This is a genomic window from Amycolatopsis sp. NBC_01488 (assembly GCF_036227105.1).
GTDB lineage: Bacteria > Actinomycetota > Actinomycetes > Mycobacteriales > Pseudonocardiaceae > Amycolatopsis.
Genome location: NZ_CP109434.1, coordinates 4,289,608 through 4,311,415, shown reverse-complemented (window position 1 = coordinate 4,311,415; position 21,808 = coordinate 4,289,608). Strand labels below are relative to the sequence as shown.

18 protein-coding genes are annotated in these 21,808 nt (G+C 72.2%); 4 read left to right on the top strand and 14 right to left on the bottom strand.

What is annotated here, in order from left to right; translation table 11 throughout:
* Positions 1-38: 38 nt before the first annotated feature.
* From OG738_RS20935 to OG738_RS20925, 3 genes are read right to left on the bottom strand one after another with little or no spacing between them, the layout of a single operon-like run.
* Positions 39-470 carry a pyridoxamine 5'-phosphate oxidase family protein gene (locus OG738_RS20935; protein WP_329056084.1) on the bottom strand — a complete coding sequence of 144 codons (432 nt, stop codon included), beginning with the start codon at positions 468-470 and terminating at the stop codon, positions 39-41.
* Positions 454-1,596: a cytochrome P450 gene (locus OG738_RS20930; RefSeq protein ID WP_329056083.1), complete on the bottom strand. Its 1,143-nt coding sequence runs from the start codon at positions 1,594-1,596 to the stop codon at positions 454-456. Before OG738_RS20930 ends, OG738_RS20935 begins: the two co-directional genes overlap by 17 nt.
* Positions 1,593-2,132 carry a TetR/AcrR family transcriptional regulator gene (locus OG738_RS20925; RefSeq protein WP_329056082.1) on the bottom strand — a complete coding sequence of 180 codons (540 nt, stop codon included), beginning with the start codon at positions 2,130-2,132 and terminating at the stop codon, positions 1,593-1,595. Before OG738_RS20925 ends, OG738_RS20930 begins: the two co-directional genes overlap by 4 nt.
* Before the next feature lie 92 nt (positions 2,133-2,224).
* On the opposite strand from OG738_RS20925, the gene OG738_RS20920 reads away from it, so the two are divergent.
* On the top strand, positions 2,225-3,244 hold the full coding sequence (locus tag OG738_RS20920) for an aldo/keto reductase (protein WP_329056081.1): 1,020 nt from the start codon (positions 2,225-2,227) through the stop codon (positions 3,242-3,244).
* The gene (locus OG738_RS20915) at positions 3,244-4,098 is read left to right on the top strand and encodes an LLM class flavin-dependent oxidoreductase (protein ID WP_329056080.1); all 855 of its coding nucleotides are present in this window, start codon (positions 3,244-3,246) and stop codon (positions 4,096-4,098) included. The genes OG738_RS20920 and OG738_RS20915 overlap by 1 nt, the downstream gene beginning before the upstream one ends.
* Before the next feature lies 1 nt (position 4,099).
* Here OG738_RS20915 and OG738_RS20910 read toward each other — a convergent pair whose 3' ends face one another.
* From OG738_RS20910 to OG738_RS20895, 4 genes are read right to left on the bottom strand one after another with little or no spacing between them, the layout of a single operon-like run.
* On the bottom strand, positions 4,100-4,915 hold the full coding sequence (locus tag OG738_RS20910; protein ID WP_329056079.1) for a carbohydrate ABC transporter permease: 816 nt from the start codon (positions 4,913-4,915) through the stop codon (positions 4,100-4,102).
* Positions 4,912-5,967, bottom strand: coding sequence for a carbohydrate ABC transporter permease (locus OG738_RS20905; RefSeq protein WP_329056078.1), 1,056 nt, complete (start codon positions 5,965-5,967; stop codon positions 4,912-4,914). Before OG738_RS20905 ends, OG738_RS20910 begins: the two co-directional genes overlap by 4 nt.
* Positions 5,968-5,971: 4 nt before the next feature.
* Positions 5,972-7,207 (bottom strand): sugar ABC transporter substrate-binding protein, encoded by a 1,236-nt coding sequence (locus OG738_RS20900; protein WP_329056077.1) that lies wholly within the window; start codon positions 7,205-7,207, stop codon positions 5,972-5,974.
* 25 nt (positions 7,208-7,232) lie between these two features.
* Positions 7,233-8,345, bottom strand: a complete 1,113-nt coding sequence (locus tag OG738_RS20895; RefSeq protein WP_329056076.1) for a LacI family DNA-binding transcriptional regulator — start codon at positions 8,343-8,345, stop codon at positions 7,233-7,235.
* Positions 8,346-8,473: 128 nt separating this feature from the next.
* Here OG738_RS20895 and OG738_RS20890 point away from each other — a divergent pair, with 128 nt between their 5' ends.
* A complete protein-coding gene (locus OG738_RS20890; protein ID WP_329056075.1) occupies positions 8,474-10,501 on the top strand; it encodes a glycogen debranching N-terminal domain-containing protein in 2,028 nt (675 codons plus the stop codon).
* Here OG738_RS20890 and OG738_RS20885 read toward each other — a convergent pair.
* A complete protein-coding gene (locus OG738_RS20885) occupies positions 10,472-10,717 on the bottom strand; it encodes a class I SAM-dependent methyltransferase (protein ID WP_329056074.1) in 246 nt (81 codons plus the stop codon). The two genes, OG738_RS20890 and OG738_RS20885, sit on opposite strands and share 30 nt — an antisense overlap.
* Complete coding sequence (locus tag OG738_RS20880) at positions 10,714-11,118, bottom strand: SRPBCC family protein (protein WP_329056073.1); 405 nt, start codon at positions 11,116-11,118, stop codon at positions 10,714-10,716. Before OG738_RS20880 ends, OG738_RS20885 begins: the two co-directional genes overlap by 4 nt.
* Before the next feature lie 53 nt (positions 11,119-11,171).
* Here OG738_RS20880 and OG738_RS20875 point away from each other — a divergent pair, with 53 nt between their 5' ends.
* Entirely contained in the window at positions 11,172-11,582 is a 411-nt protein-coding gene (locus OG738_RS20875) for a MarR family winged helix-turn-helix transcriptional regulator (protein ID WP_329056072.1), read from the top strand.
* Positions 11,583-11,632: 50 nt separating this feature from the next.
* Here OG738_RS20875 and OG738_RS20870 read toward each other — a convergent pair whose 3' ends face one another.
* From OG738_RS20870 to OG738_RS20850, 5 genes are all read right to left on the bottom strand, one after another.
* Complete coding sequence (locus OG738_RS20870; RefSeq protein WP_329056071.1) at positions 11,633-13,606, bottom strand: cellulose binding domain-containing protein; 1,974 nt, start codon at positions 13,604-13,606, stop codon at positions 11,633-11,635.
* A gap of 80 nt (positions 13,607-13,686) precedes the next feature.
* On the bottom strand, positions 13,687-16,998 hold the full coding sequence (locus tag OG738_RS20865) for an error-prone DNA polymerase (protein ID WP_329056070.1): 3,312 nt from the start codon (positions 16,996-16,998) through the stop codon (positions 13,687-13,689).
* 137 nt (positions 16,999-17,135) lie between these two features.
* Complete coding sequence (locus tag OG738_RS20860) at positions 17,136-18,701, bottom strand: DNA polymerase Y family protein (protein ID WP_329056069.1); 1,566 nt, start codon at positions 18,699-18,701, stop codon at positions 17,136-17,138.
* A 339-nt stretch (positions 18,702-19,040) separates the two neighbouring features.
* Positions 19,041-19,712, bottom strand: coding sequence for a hypothetical protein (locus tag OG738_RS20855; protein WP_329056068.1), 672 nt, complete (start codon positions 19,710-19,712; stop codon positions 19,041-19,043).
* Between the two features lie 403 nt (positions 19,713-20,115).
* Entirely contained in the window at positions 20,116-21,621 is a 1,506-nt protein-coding gene (locus OG738_RS20850; protein ID WP_329056067.1) for an alpha/beta hydrolase, read from the bottom strand.
* Between the last annotated feature and the right edge of the window lie 187 nt (positions 21,622-21,808).

Genomic DNA, 21,808 nt, shown 5'->3' with positions numbered 1-21,808 from the left:
CCGGTGATGCCGGGATCCACCCGGACGCTTCGGCCGGGCTACTCGCGCTCGACCTTGCGCAGGCCGCCCTCGGGCGTCCACCACTCGACGACCAGCAGCGTCGCCGCCTCGTTCAAGTGGGTGTGGACCACCTCGGCGACGTCCACGCGGAACCGCTCGCCGTCGTCGACGGCCCGGCCGGAGATCTTCGCCTCTCCCGGCCACTTCGCCTCTTCGCCGTCGACCGGGTCGATCGTCGCGCTGTGCAGCGCCACCCGCGGGTCCCGCCGCAGGTCGGCGCCCTTGCGCGCGTTCGGCATCGACCCGAACGTCAGCTCGCCGTCGTCGAACTTCATTTCGATGCCCGAGATCCGGGGCGAACCGTCGGCCCGGAGGGTCGCCATCGTCTGGTGCCTGCGCGCGTCGAACAACGTCCGCACGTGCTGAGCGAACTCCGGTTCCGCCGCCTCGAACTCACGCCACGCCGTCATCCGGCCATGATGGCAGCCACCGCGCGGGGACGGCGACGGGTTTGCGGAACACCAGCCCCGACGGCGCGGCCGGCTCCGCCAGCGCGATGCCGGGCAGCCGGTCGAGCACGGTCTCCACGGCGATCCGCGTCTCCAGCCGGGCCAGGTCCGCGCCGAGGCAGAAGTGCGGGCCGTGCGCGAACGCCAGCTGTTTGCCCAGGTCCGGACGGCCCGGGTCGAAGACGTCCGGGTTCGCGAACACCGCCGGATCGCGGTTGGCGGCCGTGAGCGAGACCGTCACGAGGTCGCCCCGCGCGATCGACGCCCCGGCCAGCTCGACGTCGCTCGTCGCGTACCGGTCGACCACCGCCGCCGCGGGTTCGAGGCGCAGCGACTCTTCGATCGCGGCCGGGGCGAGCGCGCGGTCCGCGCGCACCGCTTCGAGCCGCGCCGGGTCGCGCAGCAGGTGCAGCAGGAGGTTGGCGATCATGCCCTCGGTCGTCTCGATGCCGCCGAACATCAGCACCGCCGCGTTCGACACCACCTCCGGCAGCTCCAACGCGGTCGCCGCCTCGGTGAGCAGCGAGGGCCGCCCCACCGTGCCCTCGATGTGCGCGCGCAGCTCGCCGAACGCCTCCGCGCCGCGGTCTCCCGGCTCACGCCCGGCCGAGATGTCGTCCACTGTGGACACTATCGCGTCGTACCAGGCCAGCACCCGCACGGCGTCGGTGTCGGCCAGGCCCAGCGCTTCGGCCACCACGGCGACCGCGAGTGGCCCGGCCAACGCGCGCCGCAGCTCCGCCTGACCGGCCGCGGCGAACCCGTCGACCAGCCGGGCGCACTCGGCGCGGACGAACCCGGCGAACCGGGCCTCGATCTCGCGAGGCCGGAAGTGCCGGGCGAACGGCGTCCGGTGCCGGGTGTGCTCGCCGGAGTCGAGCGAAAGCATCGACGGGCCGACGACCCGGGCCGTCGAGAAGCGGGGGTCGTCCACGGTGAAGGTCGCCGCGTCGCGCAGCACCCGCAGCGCCAGGTCGTGCCGGGTGACCAGCCAGCCGTTCAGCTCCGGGAGCCAGGCCACCGGCTCGGTCGCCCGGAGCCGGGCCAGCAGCGGGTACGGGTCGGTCGTGAGCTGCTCGATCGTCACGCTCGCAGCCCCGCGATGAGCAGCCCGACCAGGCGACGCGCGTCGTAGTCCGGGTTGTTGTCCTCGGCGCCGACGCACAGGTTGCCCACCCCGCGCATCAGCTCCAGCGGCCGCACCTTCGCGGTCAGCTCGGCGGCTTCGAGCAGCCGGCCGCACACCGGGACCAGGCGATCGAGGAAGTACGCGTGCAGCGAGGCGAAGCCGTCGCCCTGCAGGACCCCCGCGAGCCCGTGCTTGGTCACCAGGAAGTCGACGAACAGGTCGATCCACTCGGCCAGCGCCGCGTGCGGCGAGGACGCCGTCTCCAGCAGCGCGGGACCCGCGGCGGCGCACGCCTCCACCTGGTGCCGGTAGACCGCGACGATCAGGTCGGCCCGCGTCGGGAAGTGGCGGTAGATCGTGCCCATCCCGACGCCGGCCTTCGCCGCGATGTCCCGCACCGGCGCGTCCACCCCCGACGCGACGAAGACCGCGGCCGCCGCGTCGAGCAACGTCTTCTCGTTGCGCCGGGCGTCCGCGCGCTTGGGCTTGCTCATCACACCTCCCGGGTTGCTAACCGGAACAATGCTCCGCATGTTTAACGGAGCAACGTTCCGCTTGCCCATGATGTCATACGGAGGACCTTCCCATGCAGTACCGCACCTTGGGCCGCACCGGCGTCCAGGTCAGCAGCCTCGCGCTCGGCGCGATGAACTTCGGCGCCATCGGCCGCACCACCCAGGACGAGGCCACCGCCATCGTCGACGCCGCCCTCGAAGGCGGGATCAACCTCGTCGACACCGCCGACATGTACGGCCAGGGCGAATCGGAGGTGATGGTCGGCAAGGCGATCAAGAACCGCCGCGACGACCTCGTGCTCGCGACCAAGGCCGCCATGCCGATGGGCGAGGAGCGCAACCACCGCGGCACCTCGCGCCGCTGGATCTTCAAGGCACTGGACGACAGCCTGCGCCGGCTCGACGTCGACCACGTCGACCTCTACCAGATGCACCGCTGGGACCCCGCCACGAGCGACGAGGAAGCGCTTTCCGCGCTGACCGACCTCCAGCGCGCCGGCAAGATCCGCTACTTCGGCTCGTCGACGTTCCCCGCGTACCGGATCGTCCAGGCCCAGTGGGCCGCGCGCGAGCACCACCTCGGCCGGTACGTCACCGAGCAGCCCAGCTACTCGATGCTGCAGCGCGGCATCGAGGCCCACGTGCTCCCGGTGACGCAGGAATACGGGCTCGGCGTGCTGGCCTGGAGCCCGCTGGCCTCGGGCTGGCTCTCCGGCGCGGTCCGCGCCGGGCGCGAGATCACCACCAACCGCTCGCAGGTCGTGCCCCAGCGCTTCGACCTCACCGACCCGGCCAACCAGGCCCGGCTCGACGCCGTCGAGAAGCTCGCCAAGCTCGCCGAGCAGGCCGGGCTCACGCTGATCCAGCTCGCCCTCGGGTTCGTCACCGCGCACCCGGGCGTGACCAGCGCGCTCATCGGCCCGCGCACGCTCGGCCACCTCGAGTCGCAACTGGCGGCCGCCGACACCGTGCTGCCCGCCGACGTGCTCGACGAGATCGACACGATCGTCGCCCCCGGCGTCGACCTGGCCGCCCACGAAAAGTTCGACACCCCGCCCGCCCTGCTCGACCCGTCCCTCCGGAGGCGTTGATGACACCCCGTTTCGGCATCCTGACCGCACCGATGAACGTCGGCTACGACGACATCCGGCGCGTCTGGCGCGAGGCCGACACCGTCCCCGAGATCGAGCACGCGTGGCTGTTCGACCACCTCATGCCGATCGGCGGCGACCCGGACGGCCCGATCTTCGAAGGCTGGACGCTGCTTTCGGCGCTGGCCGCGCAGACCGAGCGGCTGCGCCTCGGCCTCCTGGTCACCAGCAACCGCTTCCGCCCGCCGGCGGTGCTGGCGAAGATCGCGACCACCGTGGACATCGTGTCCGGCGGACGCCTCGACTTCGGCATCGGCGCGGGCTCCCGCCCGAGCCATCCCCTGGCCCGGCGCGAGTACGACGGCCACGGCCTGCCTTACCACAGCCAGGACGACGCCGTGGCCGCGCTGGCCGAAGCCTGCACGGTCATCCGTCGCTTGTGGACAGAGAATGCACCGTTCGACTTCGACGGCGAGCACGTCCAGCTCAAGGGCGCGTTCGGCAACCCGAAGCCGGTCCAGGCGCACCCGCCGATCATGATCGGCGGCCGCGCGAGCGCGACGCTGCGCGTGGTCGCCGAGCACGCCGACCTGTGGAACATCCCCGGCGGCGGCGACATCGACGACCTCGCCGGCCGCAGCAGGCTGCTCGACCGCTACTGCGCCGAGATCGGCCGCGACCCCGCGTCGATCACCCGCTCGATCTTCCTCCCGGTGGACTACGACAAGCCCGCCGCCACGCGCGAGAAGATCGACGAGGCCGTCGGTGCGGGCTTCGGGCACGTCGTGCTCGGCCTGGGGAACCCGTACCCGGACGGTGTCGTGCGGTGGGTCGCCGACGAACTGATCCGCTGACCTACTTGTCGACCCCTTCGTAGGTGCCCTGGGTGAACCGGCGCGAGAACACGAAGTACACGATCGCCACCGGCACCGTCATCAGCAGGGCCGCGGCGAGCTTCAGCGGGAACTGGTTGCCCTGGCCCAGCTGGCCGGACACCAGGGTCGCCACCCCGGAGGTCAACGTGTTCAGCGCCGGGTCCTGGCGGGACACGATGAAGTGCGGCAGCTCGTTCCAGGAGCCCTGGAACGACAGGATGGTCACGGTGATCAGCGCGGGTTTCGACATCGGCAGCACCACCGACCAGAACGTGCGCAGCGGGCCGGCGCCGTCGATGCGCGCGGCCTCCTCGACGCTCACCGGGACGGTGTCGAAGAACTGCTTCATGATGAACACCCCGGCGCCGTCGACCAGCAGCGGGATGATCATCCCCGAGTAGCTGTCGTACATGCCGAGCTGGTTGAGCACCAGGAACTTCGGGATCAGCAGCACCACGCTGGGGACCGCGATGACCGCCAGGACGGCCCCAAAGACCGCGTTCCGGCCGCGGAAGCGCAGCCGGGACAGGGCGTACCCCGCGAGCGAGTCGAACACGACCCGGCCGACGGTGATCGTCACCGAGACGAACACCGAGTTCGCCGCCCAGCGCGGGAAGTCCTGCTCGGCGAGCGTCCGGAAGACAGTCACCGACCACTGCCGGGGCCAGGGCAGGAGCGGGTGCGCGGTGGCGTCGGCGTCGGTCTTGAACGCCGTCGCGAGCTGGATGAGGAAGGGGTAGATGTACAGCGCCGCGACCAGGATCAGGACCGCGTACCCGAGCCAGCGTTTCTTCATCGGCGCTCCCGCAGGGCCCAGCGCTGCACCAGCGTGAAGGCCACGATCACGAGGAAGAGGAGGAACGCGATCGCCGCCCCCTGGCCCCACTGGTGGCCGATGAACGACGTCGAGTAGGACAGGTACGCCGGGGTCAGCGTGGTGTTGGCCGGGTTGCCGCGGCTGAGCACGTACACCTGGTCGAAGACCTGCCAGGTGCCGATCAAGCCGAGTGTCAGCACGAGGAACAGCGTCGGGCGCAGCTGCGGCAGCGTGACGCGCCAGAAGCGCTGCCACGTCGTCGCGCCGTCGATGAGCGCGGCTTCGTCGACGGACGGCGGCAGGTTCTGCAGCGCCGCGTAGAACATCAGCATGAAGCCGCCGGTGGAGGTCCAGACGACGAGCACGATGATCGAGCACATCGCCACGCTCGGGCCGGCCAGCCAGTCCCACCAGGACAGTCCCAGGAAACCGTGGCCGGCCAGGGCGGACGGCGGATCGGCGGGGTCGCCGAGCGCGAGGTGGAAGAGGCCGCGCGGGTCGGCGAACCAGCTGGGTCCGTCCACTCCGAACAGCTTCAGCGCGGCGTTCACCGTGCCGGTGCTGGAAAACAGGAACAGGAACACCACCGAGATCGCGACCGAGCTGGTCACGGTCGGGAAGTAGAAGGCGGTCCGGAAGAACTGGCGGCCCTTCAGCTTCTTCCGGTGCAGCAGCAGCGCGAGGAACAGCGCCAGCGTCGTCTGCAGCGGCACGACGAACAGCACGAAATAGCCGTTGTTCCGGACGCTGGTGGCGAAGTTCTGCCGGGTCAGCCCGGGTTCGGCGAGCAGCGCGGCGTAGTTGTCCCCGCCGACGAAGTGCACGCGGGAGGAGAACGGGCTGCCGTTGCCGGTCCAGTCGCTGACGCTCACCCAGAGCGCCATCAGGATCGGCAGCACCATGAACAGCCCGAGCACGATCAGCGTCGGGGCGAGGAACAGCCAGCCGGCCCGGCCCTCGCGCCGGAGGGGGCGACGGCTCCGGCCACCGCGCGCGGGCGCGGCGGCCGGAGCGGTGAGGACGGTGCTCACGGCGTCACTGCCCCAGCGCGGCCGCGGTGTTCTGCTGCAGCTGCTGCAGGATCCGCTTCGGGTCGGCGCCCGGCAGCTGCTGCAGCTGGGCGTCGAAGTCGGTCAGCACGGGGTCCATCTTGGTCAGCGTGACGGGCCCGTGCGCGTGGTCGGCGCCGGCGACGAACGCGGCCTGCGCGGGGAACTTCTGCTCGTACTGCGCCCGCACGGACTGCCGCGACGGGATCACGCCGAACGCCTCGGCGAACGCGAGCTCCTGCTGCGGCTGCATGAACGAGTCGACGAGCTGTTTGGCCTGCTCCTGGAACTTGCTCTTGGCGGCGATGCCCCAGCACTGCGTGAACGACAGCGTCCCGGGCCCGGCCGGCCCGGCGGGCAGCGCGACGACGCGGTACTTGACGTTCGGGTAGTCCTTCTTCATGCCGCCGACCATCCAGTTGCCGTCGATGCTCATCGACGCCTTGTGCTGGCCGAACGCCTCGCCGGAGTCGCCGGCCCCGATCTGCTTCGGGTACTTCGCGACGCCGGACGCGAGCAGGTCGTGGACGTAGGTCAGGGCCTGGAGGTTCTGCGGGGTGTCCGCGGTGGCCTTCTTCTGGTCGGCGTCGACCACCCAGCCGCCGGCCTGCACCAGGAAGGAGCCGATCCGGTCGCGGGTGTCGTTGAAGACGAGCCCGGTGCGGCCGCCGGTGGTGAGCTTCTGCGCCACGGCCTTGAGCTGGTCCCACGTCTTGGGGAAGTCGGCGTCGGTGAGGCCGGCCGCGGCCCAGTCGTCGGTGTTGATCGCGAGCGCGAGCGTCGAGAAGTCCTTGGGGGCGCAGTAGAGCTTGCCGCCTTGGGTGAACGTCGTGCGCAGGGTCGGGTAGATGTCGTCCTTGTAGGACAGCCCGTCGCCGTACGGGAGCATTTCGGCGGCGTAACCCTGGAACTTCGTCGCGTCGACGGCGAAGACGTCCGGCGGGCTGCCCGCGGCGAAGCCCTGGCTGAGCTGCTGGGCGAGGTCGTTGGCACTCACGACCTCGGCTTTGGAGCCGCCGCTGGCCGTGCTCCACGCGGCGGCGGCGTCCTGCATGGCCTTCAGCTCGGCGCCGCCGCTCGCGGCGATCATCACCTTGAGCGTGGCGGGCCCGGCCTGCTGGGTGGCCGGCTGGGACGAATCGTCGAAACCACTGCCGCAGGCGGAAAGCGGGAGCAGCAGGCCGGCCGCCGCGAAGGCGGCCACAGTTCGGCGGGGAAGCATCGATCCTCCTTGATCGCGCGGGGACTCAGGTGGTGCGGAGCACGAGGTGCGGGGTGAAGAGGGTGGTCACGGGCTCGGAAGGGGCTTCGCCGCGCAGGATGGCGCGCAGCTGCCGCACGCACTCGGCGGCGACGTCGGCGATGGGCTGCGCGACGCTGCTCAGCCCGAGCACGGACGCGGTGGGGGTGTCGTCGAAGCCGATCACGGAAGCATCGGCGCCCGGGCGGATGCCGCGGTCCCGCAGTTCGGCGGTGACGCCGAGGGCGAGCGAGTCACTGGCACAGACGAACGCGGTGGGCGCGCCGGCTGCGGGATGGGCGCCTTCGCGGCTGTCGGCTGCCCCGCCGGGTGAGTGGGCAACCCGGCCGGCCTCACCACCCCCGGCCAGCCCTCCGCCGGGCGAGTTCGCGGCGCTTCCGGTGGCGTCCAGCAGCCGGGCGGCGGCCGACCGGCCGCCCTCCACCCCGTCGAACACCGCGACCTGCGGGCCTTCGCCCAACCCCGCGGCGGCCAGCCCCGCCGCCCAGCCCGCGCGGCGGTCGTCGCCGCTGCCGGAGCCCTCGGGCCAGCCGACGAACGCGATCCGGCGGTGGCCCTGCCGCACCAGGTGGTCGGTGGCCAGCCGGGTGCCCGCGGCGCCGTCGACGTCGACCCACGGGTGCGTGTCCTCGGCACCCCACGGGCGCCCGAACGTGACGAACGGCAGCTCGCGCTCCAGCAGCCAGCGGGTGCGCAGGTCGTCGTGGTGGGTGTTGGTCAGCACGAAGCCGTCGATGCCGACCGAGGCGATCAAATCCGCGTACGCGCGGGTCTCGGCCTCGTCGTCGGCCGCGGTGAACAGCATGATCCGGTGGTCGTAGCGCTCGGCGGTCGCGGTGAGCGAGTGCAGGAACTGGTCGAGCACGACGCCGCTGACGCCGTTGCCCGACGGCGGGATGCACAGCCCGATGATCTGCGACCGCGTGGTGCGCATCTGCCGCGCCGCGGTGTTCGGCCGGTAGCCCAGCCGCTCGATCGCGGCCAGGACGCGTTCGCGCGTCTCGGGGCTGACCACCTCGGGCGAGTTGATCACGTTGGACACGGTCTGCCGCGACACCGCGGCCGCTTCGGCCACCGAGTTCAGCGTGGGCCGTCCCATGCACGCCTCCGCCCGAGTAAGCACTGGTTTGAACGTTCAACTGCCGGTCACTCTGAACCCGCGACGCTGAGCTGTCAAGACTTCGAAGTCAGTTGACATTCTTTCGTTTGATCGATCCAATCGTAGGCATGGCCGACCTCCAGCCCCTGCTCCACGACCTCGCGATCGCCCTGCACGCGCCGACCGTCGTCCTCTCCGGCCGCGACGGGCAGATCCGCGGCGGCGGGACGCAGGGTCTCCTGCACGGGGACCTGCGCCTGCTCAGCGAAGCCGTCGTGACGGTCGACGGCCACGAGCCGGAGCCCATCGGCGGCGACGAGCCGGGCGCCGACCGCGCGCGGTTCACCGGGCTGCTGCGCCCGCTCGGCAGCCCCGGCCCCGATCCGACGGTGTGGCTGCGGCGCGACCGCCGCGTCACGGCGGCCGGGATGACCGAGGAGCTTTCGCTCGTCTCGACGGACGGGGTGCGCCGACGCTGCGTCGTGGAAGTGGTGCTGGCGGCCGACTTCGCGCCGATCGACGAGATCAAGTCCGGCGGCCGCCGCGCACCGGTGACGCCGGCCGGCTCGCGGTGGGCCACCGACGACGCGGTCTCCGAGGTGACGGCCGAGGGCGCCGAAGTCGTCGCCGACGGGCCCCGGCTCCGGCTGCGCTGGACGATCGACGGACCGGCCACGGTGCGCTGGTCACTGCGGGTTTCCGACGAGCGGGCCCGGTTCGTCCCGGCCGGCACTCGACTGCCGCGGCCGGCGGTGCACGCCGACGACCGCCGGTTCACCGCGCTGCTCGACCGCGCCCTCGACGACCTCGACGGCCTCCTGCTCGCCGAGCCCGACCACCCCGCCGACGCGTTCGCCGGCGCGGGCGCGCCCTGGTTCCTGACGCTGTTCGGCCGCGACAGCCTCTGGGCCGCGCGGCTCGCGTTGCCGCTGTCGGTCGATCTCGCGGGCGGCACGCTCCGGACACTCGCCCGCGCCCAGGGCACCCGGCACGACCCGGCGACCGGCGAGGCGCCGGGCAAGATCCTGCACGAGCGGCGCCGGGACACCTTCGAGACGATCGACGGCGCCTCGCTGCCCGCCGAGTACTACGGGACGGTCGACGCGACGGCGTTGTGGGTGTGCCTGCTGCACGACGCCTGGCGCTGGGGCCTGCCCGAGGACGAGGTCCGCGACTTGCTGCCGACGCTGCGGTTCGCGTTGTCCTGGATCACCGGCGCGGCGGACTCGGACGGCGACGGGTTCGCCGAGTACCGCGACGAAAGTGGCCACGGCCTGGCCAACCAGGGGTGGAAGGACTCCGGCGACGCCGTCCGCTTCCACGACGGCGAGCAGGCGAACCCGCCGATCGCGCTGGCCGAGGTCCAGGCGTACCAGCACGAAGCGGTCGTGCGCGCGGCCGCGCTGTTGACGGCTTTGGGGGAGCCCGCCGACGGGCTGGCGGACTGGGCGTCGGCCTTGCGGGCCCGCTTCCGCGACCGGTTCTGGGTGTCCACTTCGGACGGTCACTACCCGGCGTTGGCCCTGGACGGCGCCAAGCGGCCGGTGGACGCCCTGACGAGCAACATCGGCCACCTCCTCGGCACCGGGCTGTTGTCCGACGCCGAGAGCGCGTCGATCGGGGCGCTCCTGGTGGATCCCGCACTGGCATCGGGGTTCGGCCTGCGCACGATGAGCGCGTCCGCGGGCGGCTACTCGCCGTTGAGCTACCACTGCGGCTCGGTCTGGCCGCACGACACGGCGATCGTCATCCGGGGCCTGCAGCGCTCGGGGCAGGGTGCCCTTGCCGCCACCTTGGCGAGCCAGCTGCTGTCGGCCGCTCCGGCGTTCGATTACCGGCTGCCGGAGCTGTTCTCCGGCCACAGCGCCGAAGAGACGTCGTCACCCCTCCCCTACCCGGCGTCGTGCCGCCCCCAGGCGTGGTCGGCGGCGGCCGCGGTGAGCCTGCTCGTGGCGTTCCTCGGCCTGGAGGTCGACGTCCCGGCCGGGACGGTGACCTTGACCCCGCCCCGGCCCAGCCCGGTCGGCGCGCTGCGGGTGACCGGGCTGCCACTGGCGGGCGGCACCCTCGACGTGACCGTCGACGCGTCCGGCGAGGTCACCGGGCTGCGGCTGCCGCCGGGGTTCTCAGTCCTTGCGGAACAGCCCGGCCAGTAGGAGCGGCATGCCGAAGAGGCCGGTGTCCGGTTTCCTGCGGCAGGTCCATGGCGAAGACGTTCGGCTGGTGGAAGCCGGTGCCGCGATCGCGGTAGACGACCGGTCTACTGCGTCGACCTCGTAGCCGACTTCGGCGAGCCTTCGTGTGTTGCGGCCCGGCCCGCAGCCCAGCTCCAGCGCGCGGCCGCCCGCGACCGACCGGATGTCGCGGTTCACCGCTCGACGTGCTCGCGCACGGCCTCGAGCTCCTCGTCGACGACGGCCATCTGCGCGTCGACCGCCGCCGGGTCGGCTCCGCCGGGGAAGAAGAGGCTGAAGATCAGCTCGGCGCCGGTCAGGTTGGGCACCACGCGCGTGAAGAGGCCGCGGTTCGGGGCGTCGGCGCTGACGAAGTCGACGACGCCGTGGTCTTTCGCGGTGCGCACGACGACCCGCCGCGGTTCGCCTTCGCCGGGGATGCGCCAGACGTCGCCGTGTTCGTGTTCGATGGCGGGCGCGAAGCCGGGTGCCCATTCGGGCAGGTGGCGCCCGTCGGAGAGGTAGTCGAAAACCGTTGCGGGCGGCGCGGAAACGGAGATCGTGCGCGTCTCGGCCCGCCCTGGCTCGGATGCTGTCATGAGGCAAACGATACGCAGGTGCGTATGATTTGTCCACGCGTAAGATCTGGCCGGTGAACCAGGATCTCGGAGCGTTGTGCGCCGGCGCGGCTCGCGCGCTGGCCGAGGCCGAGCGCCCGGTGCTGGAGGCGCACGGGCTCTCGATGTGGCAGTACGTGGTGCTCTCGGCACTGTCCCCGGGCGCGGCGCCGAGCCAGCTGGCGCTGGCCCAGCAGATCCACTACGACAAGACGCGGTTGATCGCGCTGCTGGACGCCCTGGTCGCGGCGGGTCTGGTGAGCCGTTCACCGGACCCTTCGGACCGCCGGGCCCGGGTGGTGCGGCTGACGGACCTCGGCGCCCAGCGCCACGCCGCGGTGCGCGACGCGATCCGGGCGGTGGAGGAGCGGCTGCTGACGGGGTTGCGCCCCGAGGAGCGGCGGGCGCTGCGGGCGGGGTTGGCTCATCTGGCTCACTCGGGCTGACGGGTGGCGGGGTTCGCCCGCCACCCGCTCGCCGTCACTCCACCGAGCCGTCAGCCCACCGAGCAGAGAGTCCCGTTCAGCCGGAACGCCGTCGGCAGGATGTTCGGGCCGCCGTAGTCCGCCACGAACCCGACATCCGCTCCGGACGCCAGCGGCGCCGACGACGTCACCTTCACCGCCGTTCCCTCCTGCGTCCACGTCCCGTTCCAGCCGCTCGTGACGTGCTGGCGCGCGGTCGGCCACGTGAACGTCAACGTCCAGTCGCCGGCCACGGGGGACACCACGTGGATGCCGCCGACGAACCCGCTCGCCCAGTCGTTGACGTCCGTCATCCGGACCGTGCAGCTGCTGGACGAAGGCGCGCCCGTGGTGAGGGTCAGCGGCGGCGAGGCCCAGGACAGGTTCCCCGTCGCGTCCCGCGCCAGCACGTTCACCGTGTACCGCGTTCCCGGGACCAGGTTCCCGACGGTCAGCGACGTTCCCGCCGTCTCGCCCCACTCTTCGCTGACCACGCCCGCCTGCCGGTACACCTCGTACTTCACGCCGGGCGCCGACGGGGGCCAGCTGATCGTCGCCGTCGTGTCGGTCGTCGTCGCGGTCGGCTGTCCGGGTGCGCTCAAAGCAACCGAAGCGACGGCAGGATGCAGCACCACCGTCGTCAGTGAGTACGGCGGCACCGTCCGGTCCCACGAAGACGCGTGGGTGATCGACGTCGCGCCGTTCGTGAACGTGAAGACGTCGGAAACGGCCGACGCCGGGTAGTCCAGGTTCACCAGCCGGGCCCGCACGGGGTCCTTGTTGACCAGCAGCACCGCGAGATCGCCGTCCGGACGGCGGACCGCGTGCACGTCCAGCAGCGGATCGTCCGCACCGGCCCGGACGAACTGGTCGCCCGGCCGCGCGAACGTGCTCAGCATCTTCAGCCCGTAGTAAGGCGCGAACGGCGTGTTGAGCGCGGGCTCGCACCCGCCGTCGAGACAGGTCGCGCTGGACAGCAGGCCGGAGTCGCCGTAGTCCGGGTATCCGGCCACTGTGGACAGTGCGGTCCCGCCGTTGTGCGTGTCCCACCAGTCGACCGTGAAGACGCCGTTCTCCAGCAGGGACGCGTACGCCTCCGCCGCGAACAGCGCGCCGGGCTGGGTGTCCATGCCGACCGGCGTGTTCGTCTCGGTCAGTGCGATGCCGAGCGGCCGGCCCGCGTACCGCGTGATCTGGTCGCGGGCAAGGTAGATCATGTCGTCCACCTGCTCGGTCTTCGTGAGCGCGTCCGCCGCCGTCGCCGCGCTCGGGTACCAGTGCAGCACGGCGAAGTCGACGTGCGGGCCCGCGATCGACAGGACCGTCTGGTTCCACGTGCCGGTGTCGCCGGCGGCCACGATGCCGTCCGGCCAGTTCGCCGGCGTCGTGAGCACCACGCCGATCTTCACCGACGGGTCGACGGCCTTCATCGCGTCGGCGTAGGCGACGACGCCCGCGGCGTACGCGGCCGGGCTCTTGTCCGCGTGGTTGTCGGCCTCCCAGTTCGCGCCGTAGTGGCCGTTGCCGTACAGCTCGTTGCCGATCTCCCAGTACTTGACGCCGTAGCCCTTCGTGACGTTCGCGTACCGCACCCAGTCGGCGGCTTCCTGCGGTGTCCCGGTGCCGTAGTTGGCGATGACGATCGGCTGCGCGCCGGCCCGCCGGACGCCGCCCATGAACGTGTCGAAGTCCGTGCCGGGCGCCACGTAGCCACCGGGCGCGGTGTTGTCCTTCCAGTGGTAGATGTCGCCGTAGGAGCCGCCGGGGTAGCGCATCGTGCGGACCCCGGCGGCACCGTACAGGTCGGCCACGGCATCGGTGCCGAGCTGGCTGTCCCACACCGCGTGGTTGACGCCGAGGGCGGTGTCCGGCACGGTGGCCAGCCCCGCTCGCGCGTTGACCGTCACGGTCGCTTCGGGCGGGGTCGCCGCCGCGGCCGCCGGTACGGCCGCCGCGAGCACCGCGGCCACCGGCCACGCGACCCAGCGCAGACGTCGAGCTGTCATGGATGTCCATCCTCACTCGTCGAGACGTACGGATGGCTGAGAGCGCTCTCAGAGCAGAGAACCAGTGCGCGGCCCGGAAGTCAACGGAAGTCCCGCGACGGCCCCGGCCGCATGGACAGGTCGAGGCGTTCGAGGCGGTCCGCGACGAGCGTGACGACGCCCTCGGCGGCCTGCACCTGCCCGCGGATCAACAGCGCGGCGCTGGTGCGGGCGACCAGGCGCTGCCGCTGCCACAGGCCGGGCGAGACGAGGACGTTCGCCATGCCGGTCTCGTCCTCGAGGTTGAGGAACGTGATCCCGCCGGCGGTGGCCGGGCGCTGCCGGTGGGTGACCGCGCCGCCGACCCACACCCGCGTCCCGTCTTCGACCCGCGCCAGCTCGGCCGTGGTGATCGCGCCGCGCGCGGTGAGCAGCGCACGCAGGTACTCGACGGGGTGGCTGTCCGGCGAGACGCCGGTGGCCCACAGGTCCGCGGCGGTGACCTCCAGCCGCGTCATGCCCGGCAGCGCGGGCGCGTCGAGGCCCGGGGCCAGGCCGGGCAGGTGCCCGGGCCGGGTGGCCGCCGCGGCTCCGGCGGCCCACAGGTCCTGGCGCCGGTCGCCGCCGAACGCGCCCGCGGTGGCCAGCGCTTCGACGGCGTTCTTCTTCAGCTGGACGCGGCGGGTGAGGTCGCCGACGCCCGCGTACGGACCGTTCGCGTCGCGCTCGGCGACGATCGTCGCCGCGGTGTCGTCGCCGAGGTGCCGGACCCCGGCGAGGCCCAGGCGGAGCGCGACACCGCCGGTGCTTTCGGCGTCGGGTTCGAGGGTGGCGTGCGCGAGGCTCGCGTTGATGTCGGGTTCGCGGACGCGGACGCCGTGGCGGCGGGCGTCGGCGACCAGGGACTGCGGGCTGTAGAAGCCCATCGGCTGCGCGCGCAACAGGCCGGCGCAGAACGCGGCCGGGTAGTAGCGCTTGAACCACGCCGACGCGTAGACGAGCAGCGCGAACGACATCGAGTGCGCTTCGGGGAAGCCGTAGCCGGAGAAGGCGTGGATCTGCTCGAAGATCCGCGTCGCCAGCTCGCGGTCGAGGCCGTTGGCTTCGCAGCCGGCGAAGAACCGCGCCATCAGCGCCTGCATCTTCGCGCTGGACCGCTTGGCGCCCATGGCGCGGCGCAGCTGGTCGGCTTCGGCCGGGGTGAAGCTCGCGACGTCGACGGCCATCTGCATCACCTGCTCCTGGAACAGCGGCACGCCGAGCGTCCGGTCCAAACTGGACGCCAGCAGCGGGTGGGCGTGCTGCCATTTCTCTTCTTTGCGGCGCCGCCGGATGTAGGGGTGCACCGAGCCGCCCTGGATCGGGCCGGGCCGGATCAGCGCGACTTCGACGACGAGGTCGTAGAACTCCCGCGGGCGCAGCCGCGGCAGCGTGGCGAGCTGCGCGCGGGACTCGACCTGGAACACCCCGACCGCGTCGGCTTCGCAGAGCATGTCGTAGACCTTGGGGTCGGCGAGGTCGAGTTTTCCGATGTCGACGACGGCGTCGTGGTGTTCGGCGACGAGGTCGATCATGTAGTGCAGCGCGGACAGCATGCCCAGGCCCAGCAGGTCGAACTTGACCAGGCCGACGGTCGCGCAGTCGTCCTTGTCCCACTGCAGGACGCTGCGGTCGGCCATCGTCGCCCACTCGACCGGGACCACTTCGGACACCGGTTGCTTCGAGATGACCATGCCACCGGAGTGGATGCCGAGGTGGCGCGGGAAGTCCTCGATCCGGCCGGCCAGGTCGAGGACGTCGGCGGGGATGTCGCCGGCCGTCTGCTGTTTCGTGCCGCCACCCCAACGATCCACGAGCTTGCTGTAGGCGTCCTGCTGCCCCGGACTGTGACCGAGGGCTTTCGCGGCGTCGCGGATCGCGGACGGCGCCCGGTAGGTGATCACGTTGGCGACCTGCGCGGCGTGGAAGCGGCCGTGCTTTTCGTAGACGTACTGGATGGCCTCCTCGCGGCGGTCGGACTCGATGTCGATGTCGATGTCCGGCGGCCCGTCGCGTTCCGGGGCGAGGAAGCGCTCGAACAGCAGGTTCCACTTCACCGGGTCGGCGTGGCAGATTTCCAGGGCGTAGCAGACCGCGGAGTTCGCCGCGGAGCCGCGGCCCTGGCAGAGGATGTCCGCCTCCTTGCAGAACCGGACGATGTCCCACACCACCAGGAAGTAGCCGGGAAAATGGAGCTTCTCGACGATGGCGAGCTCGTGGTCGAGCTGGGCGTAGGCCTTCGGGTTCTCCTCGCGCGAGCCGTAGCGTTTCGCGGCGCCGCGCCAGGTCAGCTCGCTGAGGAACGACATTTCGTCGTGGCCGGGCGGCACCGGGAACGGCGGGAGGTCGGGGGCGACGAGCTTCAGGTCGAACGCGACCTCGACGCCGAGGACGGCGGCCCGTCCGACGGCGCCGGGGTAGCGACGCTCGAAGCGGCGCCGCTGCTCCATCCCGGACCGCAGGAACGCCTGCCCCGACGGCGGCCGCCAGCCCTCCAGGTCCTCGGCCGAGCGCCGCGCCCGGACGGCGGCGACCATGTCCGCGACGACGGCGTCCTCCGGCCGGGCGTAGTGCGCGTTGTTCGAGACGACGGTCGGCAGGCGCAGCTCCCCCGCCATTTCGGCGAGGTGGTCGTTGGCCGCGTCGTCGAGGGGCAGGCGGTGGTCGATCAGCTCGACGGCCACGTGCCGGTGCCCGAACCAGTCGGCGAGCCGCCCGAGCTCGGCCCGCGCGGCGGCGGGCCCGTGCTCGGCGAGCGCCCGCCGGACGGGCCCCTTCCGGCAGCCGGTGAGCACGACGACGTGCCCGGCCAGCTCGTCGACCAGTTCCTCGAGGTCGTAGACCGGACGACCCTTCTCGCCACCGGCGATCTGCGCGTGGGAGATGACCTTGCAGAGCCGGTGGTAGCCCTCCTGCTGCCGGGCGAGCACCAGCAGGTGCGTCCCGTCCGGGTCGGGTTCGCCGGCCTGCGGCGCGGGCAGGTCGAGCGAAAGCTCGGCCCCGAACCCGACGCGGACGCCGAGTTCCCGGGCGGCGTCGTTGAACCGGACCGCGCCGTAGAGGCCGTCGTGGTCGGTGAGGACGAGAGCGTCCAGCTCGAGCCGCGCGGCCTCCTCGACGAGCGTCTCGGGGTGGCTCGCGCCGTCGAGGAAGCTGAAGTTGGAGTGGACGTGCAGCTCGGCGTAGGGGGCACGGATCCGGTCGCCGCCGTCGTCCCGGCTCTTGCGGTCGCGGAGGTCTTCCGGCGCCCCGGCATACCCTTCGCGCTTGCGCGACCACGCCGGGGCATCGTTGCCGTCGCCGGGCACGGGCGGCCGCCCGGAGGCGATCCGCTCCACTTCGGACCACGGCACACCCGGATTGTTGAACGCCAAGACTCCGCTCCCCACAAGGAAGTTCGCTGTGGGGAAGCCAGCGACTACTGTTCGAACACACGTGCGAGTACCTGGGTCGATCCTGAGCCGGGCAGCGCCCGGTGTCAACTCGGAGTCACCTCGATCACAAAGGACGGTCAGTCGTAGACGCCCTCGACCGTCCACTGTGGATCCAGTCCGACGGTGACCCGGAGCAGCAACGCGAGATCGTCGTGCTCGCCTTCCAGCACCACCTGGATCCGCGCCCTCGCCCCGCGCTTCGCGGGCGACGGCGAATGCACGACCCACGGCCCCGCCGCGCCGAGGACCCGGCGGGACGGGCCGCCGTCGACCGCGACCGTCGCCGGTGGGTAGGTGAGCTCGCCGCGTTCGGTGCAGCGGACCTCGTCGCCCAGCGCGTCGAGCACCAGGGCCGCCGGTGGACGGGGTGCCACCCGGGCCGGCGACGGTGCGGGCAGGCGCCCGGGCCACGGCCGGTCCTCGACCGCCGGGCGCCGCGGCTCGCCCCACGGGACCAGGCGGACGCGCTCGGCCGGCCCGCGGCCGCCGTCGAGCAGCGGCGTGACCACGGCGTCGGGCCCGAGGAGGCCCTGGATGCGGACCAGGGCACGGCCGGCACGCTCGGCGGCGTCGGCGTCGCGGCCCATCGATCCGAGCTGCAGCTGCAGCGCCTGCCCGCCGACGACCTCCTCGGGGTCGAGGCGCAGCCGGACGATCCCGGCGGTGGGCCGGTCCCGGGTGGTGAGCCAGCCTTCGCACTGCCAGCGCACGCGGTCCGCCGTCGCGCGGGCGGTCAGGGGTTCGGCGCAACGCCAGACGCGCACGCGTTCTTCGCCCGCTTCGGTGACGGCGACGATGGCCAGCCGCGTGCAGGCGAGGCCGTGGTGGGCGAGGCCGGCGAAGAAGCGTTCGCCGAGGGTCTTCGCGACGAACGCGGCTTCGTCGACTCTCTTGAGAGGATCGTCGAACTCTTCGGTGACGGCCAGGTCCGGCGGGAGGGCGCGGCGCAGCGGCGGCCGTTCGGCGAGGCCGCGGGCGAGGCGGTGGGCGGTGACGGCGTCCTTCGGGAAGCGGCCGGCGACGTCGCGTTCGGCCAGGCCGGCGAACGCGCCGAGGGTGCGCAGGCCGAGGCGGCGGAGCGTGTCGACGAGCTCGCCGCGGTCGTCGCCGGGCTGGTTCAGCTCGGCGATCGAAAGGGGCGCGAGGAAGGCCGGGGTGCCGCCGGGCGGGACGAAGGCCGAGCGGCGGGCGGCGAGGGTCGCGGCGAAGAGGCCGTCGGCGATCCCGACCTGGCATTCGACGCCGGCTTGGGCTTCGACCTCGTTGACGAGCAGCTCGCCGAGGGCTTCTTCGCCGCCGAAGTACCCGGCGGCCCCGGTGACGGGCACGGCGACGATCCCGGGCCGCACGACCTCGACCCCGACGGCCTGCGCTTCGACCGCGGCGGCGACGGGTTCGAAGAGCCGGGCGTCGCGGTCCGGATCGTGCTGGTGCACAACGAGTTCCGGGCACCGGGACTGAGCGTCGCGCCGCCGCATCCCCCGCCCGACCCCGTTGCGGCGCGCTTCGGCAGAGCAGGCGACGACGCGGTTGCCGGAGAAGACGGCAGCGGCAGCAAGCGGCGAAGTGCCGGCCACGGCCCCGGCGGCGACGACCGGCCAGTCCGGGCACCACAGCACGAGCAGCCGTGGTGAACCGCTCATCCCGCAGCCGTGACCAGCGGCTCGAGGGACCGGTTCATGGTGCGGCCACGGCAAAGCACCGGCCCGGGATCGACGGCCTTCGGTGCCCGCTCATCGCGCGGCCCCGGATGAGTCACAGCAGAACACGGGCCGGCCGCGCGCGCGATCACGGCAGAACACACGGCAAGCTCGCACAACTCTCGAGCGTCACTCGTCCGGGCAGCCCAGCCGGTCGCCGGTCATCACGCGGGCGGCGCGACAACCACGATTCCTCGCGCAGCCAGCAAAACACCCGGCCGGCAAGAACAAACCCCGACACCCCGGCCACCACGTGAACCCTGGCCCCCGCGGCACCGAAGCTCACCCGGCCACCCCGGCCAACCGCCGCTCCGGTGGCTCACCCGGTGCCAAGCTCCCGCCCGGTCCTGGCAGCTGCAGCTGCACCGACAACGGCCTCGCCGCCGCTCCGCGGCCTCGGCTCGTCGCCACCACGTCGCGCGCTCGGAGGTGGCCGTGCCCATCCGCCGTCAAGCCGCGCCAGCGACGTCCCGACACCCGTAACTCCACGTCCGCGCCCGGCCACGGGCCCACCGTCAGCAGCACCGTGCCCCGGTTGCGCACCCGGCCCGCCAGCCTCCGAGCCAGCTGCGGCTCGACCGCGACCGGGCCGAGCACCACCAGGTCGAAGCCGTCCACCAGGGCCGACAGCACGCCCGGCAGCTCCGCGCCCGGGTGCGGCACCAGCGCGATCCGGTCCAGGTCGACGCCGAACTCCGCCGCCGCGGCCAGGCCCAGCTCCGGCAGGGCCGCCACCGCCGCCCACGAGCCGTCGCGGGTGGCCGCCGCCAGCAGGGCCAGCACCAGTGATGTCGCGCCGCCCACCGCGATCGTGCTGCCCCGGCGCAACCCGCCCTCCGGCAGCAACCGCGCCAACGGCGGCAGCACCGCCAGCACCGAATCCGAGCTCAGCTCCGCGGCCGTGCGGACGCCCGGGATCGCCGTGAGCCCGGCCAGCGCCTCCGGCACCGCCACCACCGCTCACCTCCAGCACCACGTACTCGCACCGGAGACACCCACGCCGCGAAGCGCGGGCGAACCCAGGAGAAAGTTATCGAACACTTGTTCGCATAGTGCGAGACGAGCGGCCCGCCTGTCAAGTCGGGGGTCACCCTGGCGGGGCAGGGCCGTTCCGGCACAGTGGACGCCGTGACCCGCACGAACGCGCCGACGGTGGCACCCGCGGGAACTCGGGCGCCGAAGCGCGGTGTGCGGGCCACCGGACGAGGGTTTCGCAGCACTCCTGGAGCGAGCCGGGTACCGCCGGGCCCGTCGGTGACCTGGGGCCAACGGCCGAATCCTGGTCAGCCGGGCGAGGCCCGTGAAAGCCCGCCGAGGCGGCACTTTCCCGGGAAAGTGCCGCCTCGGGCCGCCGGTCTCAGCCCGCGAACGGGCTCGCGTCGATCGCGCAGGTCTTGCCCGCCGCCGGGAACGTCCCGGAGATCAGGTAGTCGCGCTTCACCTGCTCCGTGCACGTGCTCGGCACGTACATCGACGAGTGCCCGTACCCCTCGGTGACGAACACGCGCGCCCGGGCCAGCTCCGCCGCGCCGTCGCGGGCGCCGGGCAGCGGGGTCGACGGGTCGAGGCGGTTGTTCAGCACCAGGATCTCCGCCGACGTCGGGCGGTTCCACGGGCCCGTGTAGCGATCCGTGTCCTTCGCCTGCCAGAACGCGCAGCTCATCATGTCCAGCACCGCGATCCGGCCGAAGTACGGGACCCGCTGGTCCTCGGATTCCGCGTACCGGCTGTAGATCGCCGGGTCGGTCGGGACGTCGCTGTCACTGCACTGGATCGCGTTGAAGGCTTCGGTGCGGTTGGACGTGTACGGCTCCGAAGCGGCCGCGAAAGCCGAAACCGGCGGAGCGTCGTACAGGCGCTGCAGCAGCGAAGCGATGTCCGGCCAGCCCCGCGAGTCGGACAGGTCGCCCGCCGCGTTGATGATCCCGGAGTACGTCCACGTCTCGCCGTCCACGGTGATCGGCGCCTGCTTGGCCCGCGCCGTGATCGAAGCCCACTTCGCCTTCGGGTCGCCCGAGGAGAACGCGCACTTCGGCCCGGCTTCCGTGCACAGGCGCAGGAACTGGTCGAACGTCTGCGAGATGCCGGTGGCGACGTCCTGCCGGGTGTCCAGCGGGACGCTCTTGCCGCTGCCGTCGTGGCCGGTGGCGTTGCCGGCGAAGTCCATCGTGCCGTCGAACACCATGGCGCGGATGCGGTCCGGGAACAGGTTGGCGTACGTGGCGCCGAGCTGCGTCCCGTAGGAAATGCCGTGGTAGGTCAGCTTCGCGTCACCGACGGCGCGGCGCAGCAGCTCCAGGTCCCGCGCGGTGTTGGCCGTCGAGACGTGCTCGAGGATCGGGCCGGCCTTCGCCGAGCACCGGTCGGCCAGCTCCTTGGACTTCGCGTAGAAGGCCGCGTTGCCGCTCGGGTCGCCGGGCATCTCCGGGAACGAGCCGAAGAAGGACTCCTGCTCGGCCAGCGAATCGAAGCACCGGACGGCGGCGCTGTTCCCGATCCCGCGCGGGTCCCACGAGACGACGTCGAACCGCGCGCGCAGCTCGTCGGAGAACAGCCACGGCCACTTCCCGCGCTCTCGCAGCCGTTGCAGGCCGGACGCGCCCGGGCCGCCGAAGTTGACGAACAGCGTCCCGATCTTGCGGGCGGGATCGGTGGCGGGCAGCTTGATCAGCGCGAGGTCGATCTTCGCGCCGGACGGCCGGTCGTAGTCCAGCGGCACCGAGGCGGTGGCGCATTGGAAGCCGTCGGCACAGTCGGTCCAGCCGAGCTTCGGTGCCGGCACGCTGTCGATGGAGGCCGAAGCCACGGCCGGCCCGGCCACGACGGCCAGCGAGACGCCGAGCGCGACGACCACGCCACGCACGATGCCTCCCCCAGGAAATCGACGCACGAAGAACCCTTTCGTCGAGGAAAACGATCACCTCTGCAGACGCGGGGCGGCCGCCGAGGTTCCACCCGTCCTTCGCGGAACGACCGCGGAAGGTTCCCGAAAAGATCTCTGGCGCTGAGTTCTCCCTTTTAGCTATAGTGATAGGTAACTAGATAAATGG

Coding starts and splice junctions, on each gene's coding strand:
- OG738_RS20935 (WP_329056084.1), bottom strand. CDS start 470: ATGACGGCGTGGCGTGAGTTCGAGGCGGCGGAACCGGAGTTCGCTCAG.
- OG738_RS20860 (WP_329056069.1), bottom strand. CDS start 18,701: ATGAGCGGTTCACCACGGCTGCTCGTGCTGTGGTGCCCGGACTGGCCG.
- OG738_RS20900 (WP_329056077.1), bottom strand. CDS start 7,207: ATGCTTCCCCGCCGAACTGTGGCCGCCTTCGCGGCGGCCGGCCTGCTG.
- OG738_RS20915 (WP_329056080.1), top strand. CDS start 3,244: ATGACACCCCGTTTCGGCATCCTGACCGCACCGATGAACGTCGGCTAC.
- OG738_RS20910 (WP_329056079.1), bottom strand. CDS start 4,915: ATGAAGAAACGCTGGCTCGGGTACGCGGTCCTGATCCTGGTCGCGGCG.
- OG738_RS20890 (WP_329056075.1), top strand. CDS start 8,474: ATGGCCGACCTCCAGCCCCTGCTCCACGACCTCGCGATCGCCCTGCAC.
- OG738_RS20895 (WP_329056076.1), bottom strand. CDS start 8,345: ATGGGACGGCCCACGCTGAACTCGGTGGCCGAAGCGGCCGCGGTGTCG.
- OG738_RS20870 (WP_329056071.1), bottom strand. CDS start 13,606: ATGACAGCTCGACGTCTGCGCTGGGTCGCGTGGCCGGTGGCCGCGGTG.
- OG738_RS20925 (WP_329056082.1), bottom strand. CDS start 2,132: ATGAGCAAGCCCAAGCGCGCGGACGCCCGGCGCAACGAGAAGACGTTG.
- OG738_RS20920 (WP_329056081.1), top strand. CDS start 2,225: ATGCAGTACCGCACCTTGGGCCGCACCGGCGTCCAGGTCAGCAGCCTC.
- OG738_RS20880 (WP_329056073.1), bottom strand. CDS start 11,118: ATGACAGCATCCGAGCCAGGGCGGGCCGAGACGCGCACGATCTCCGTT.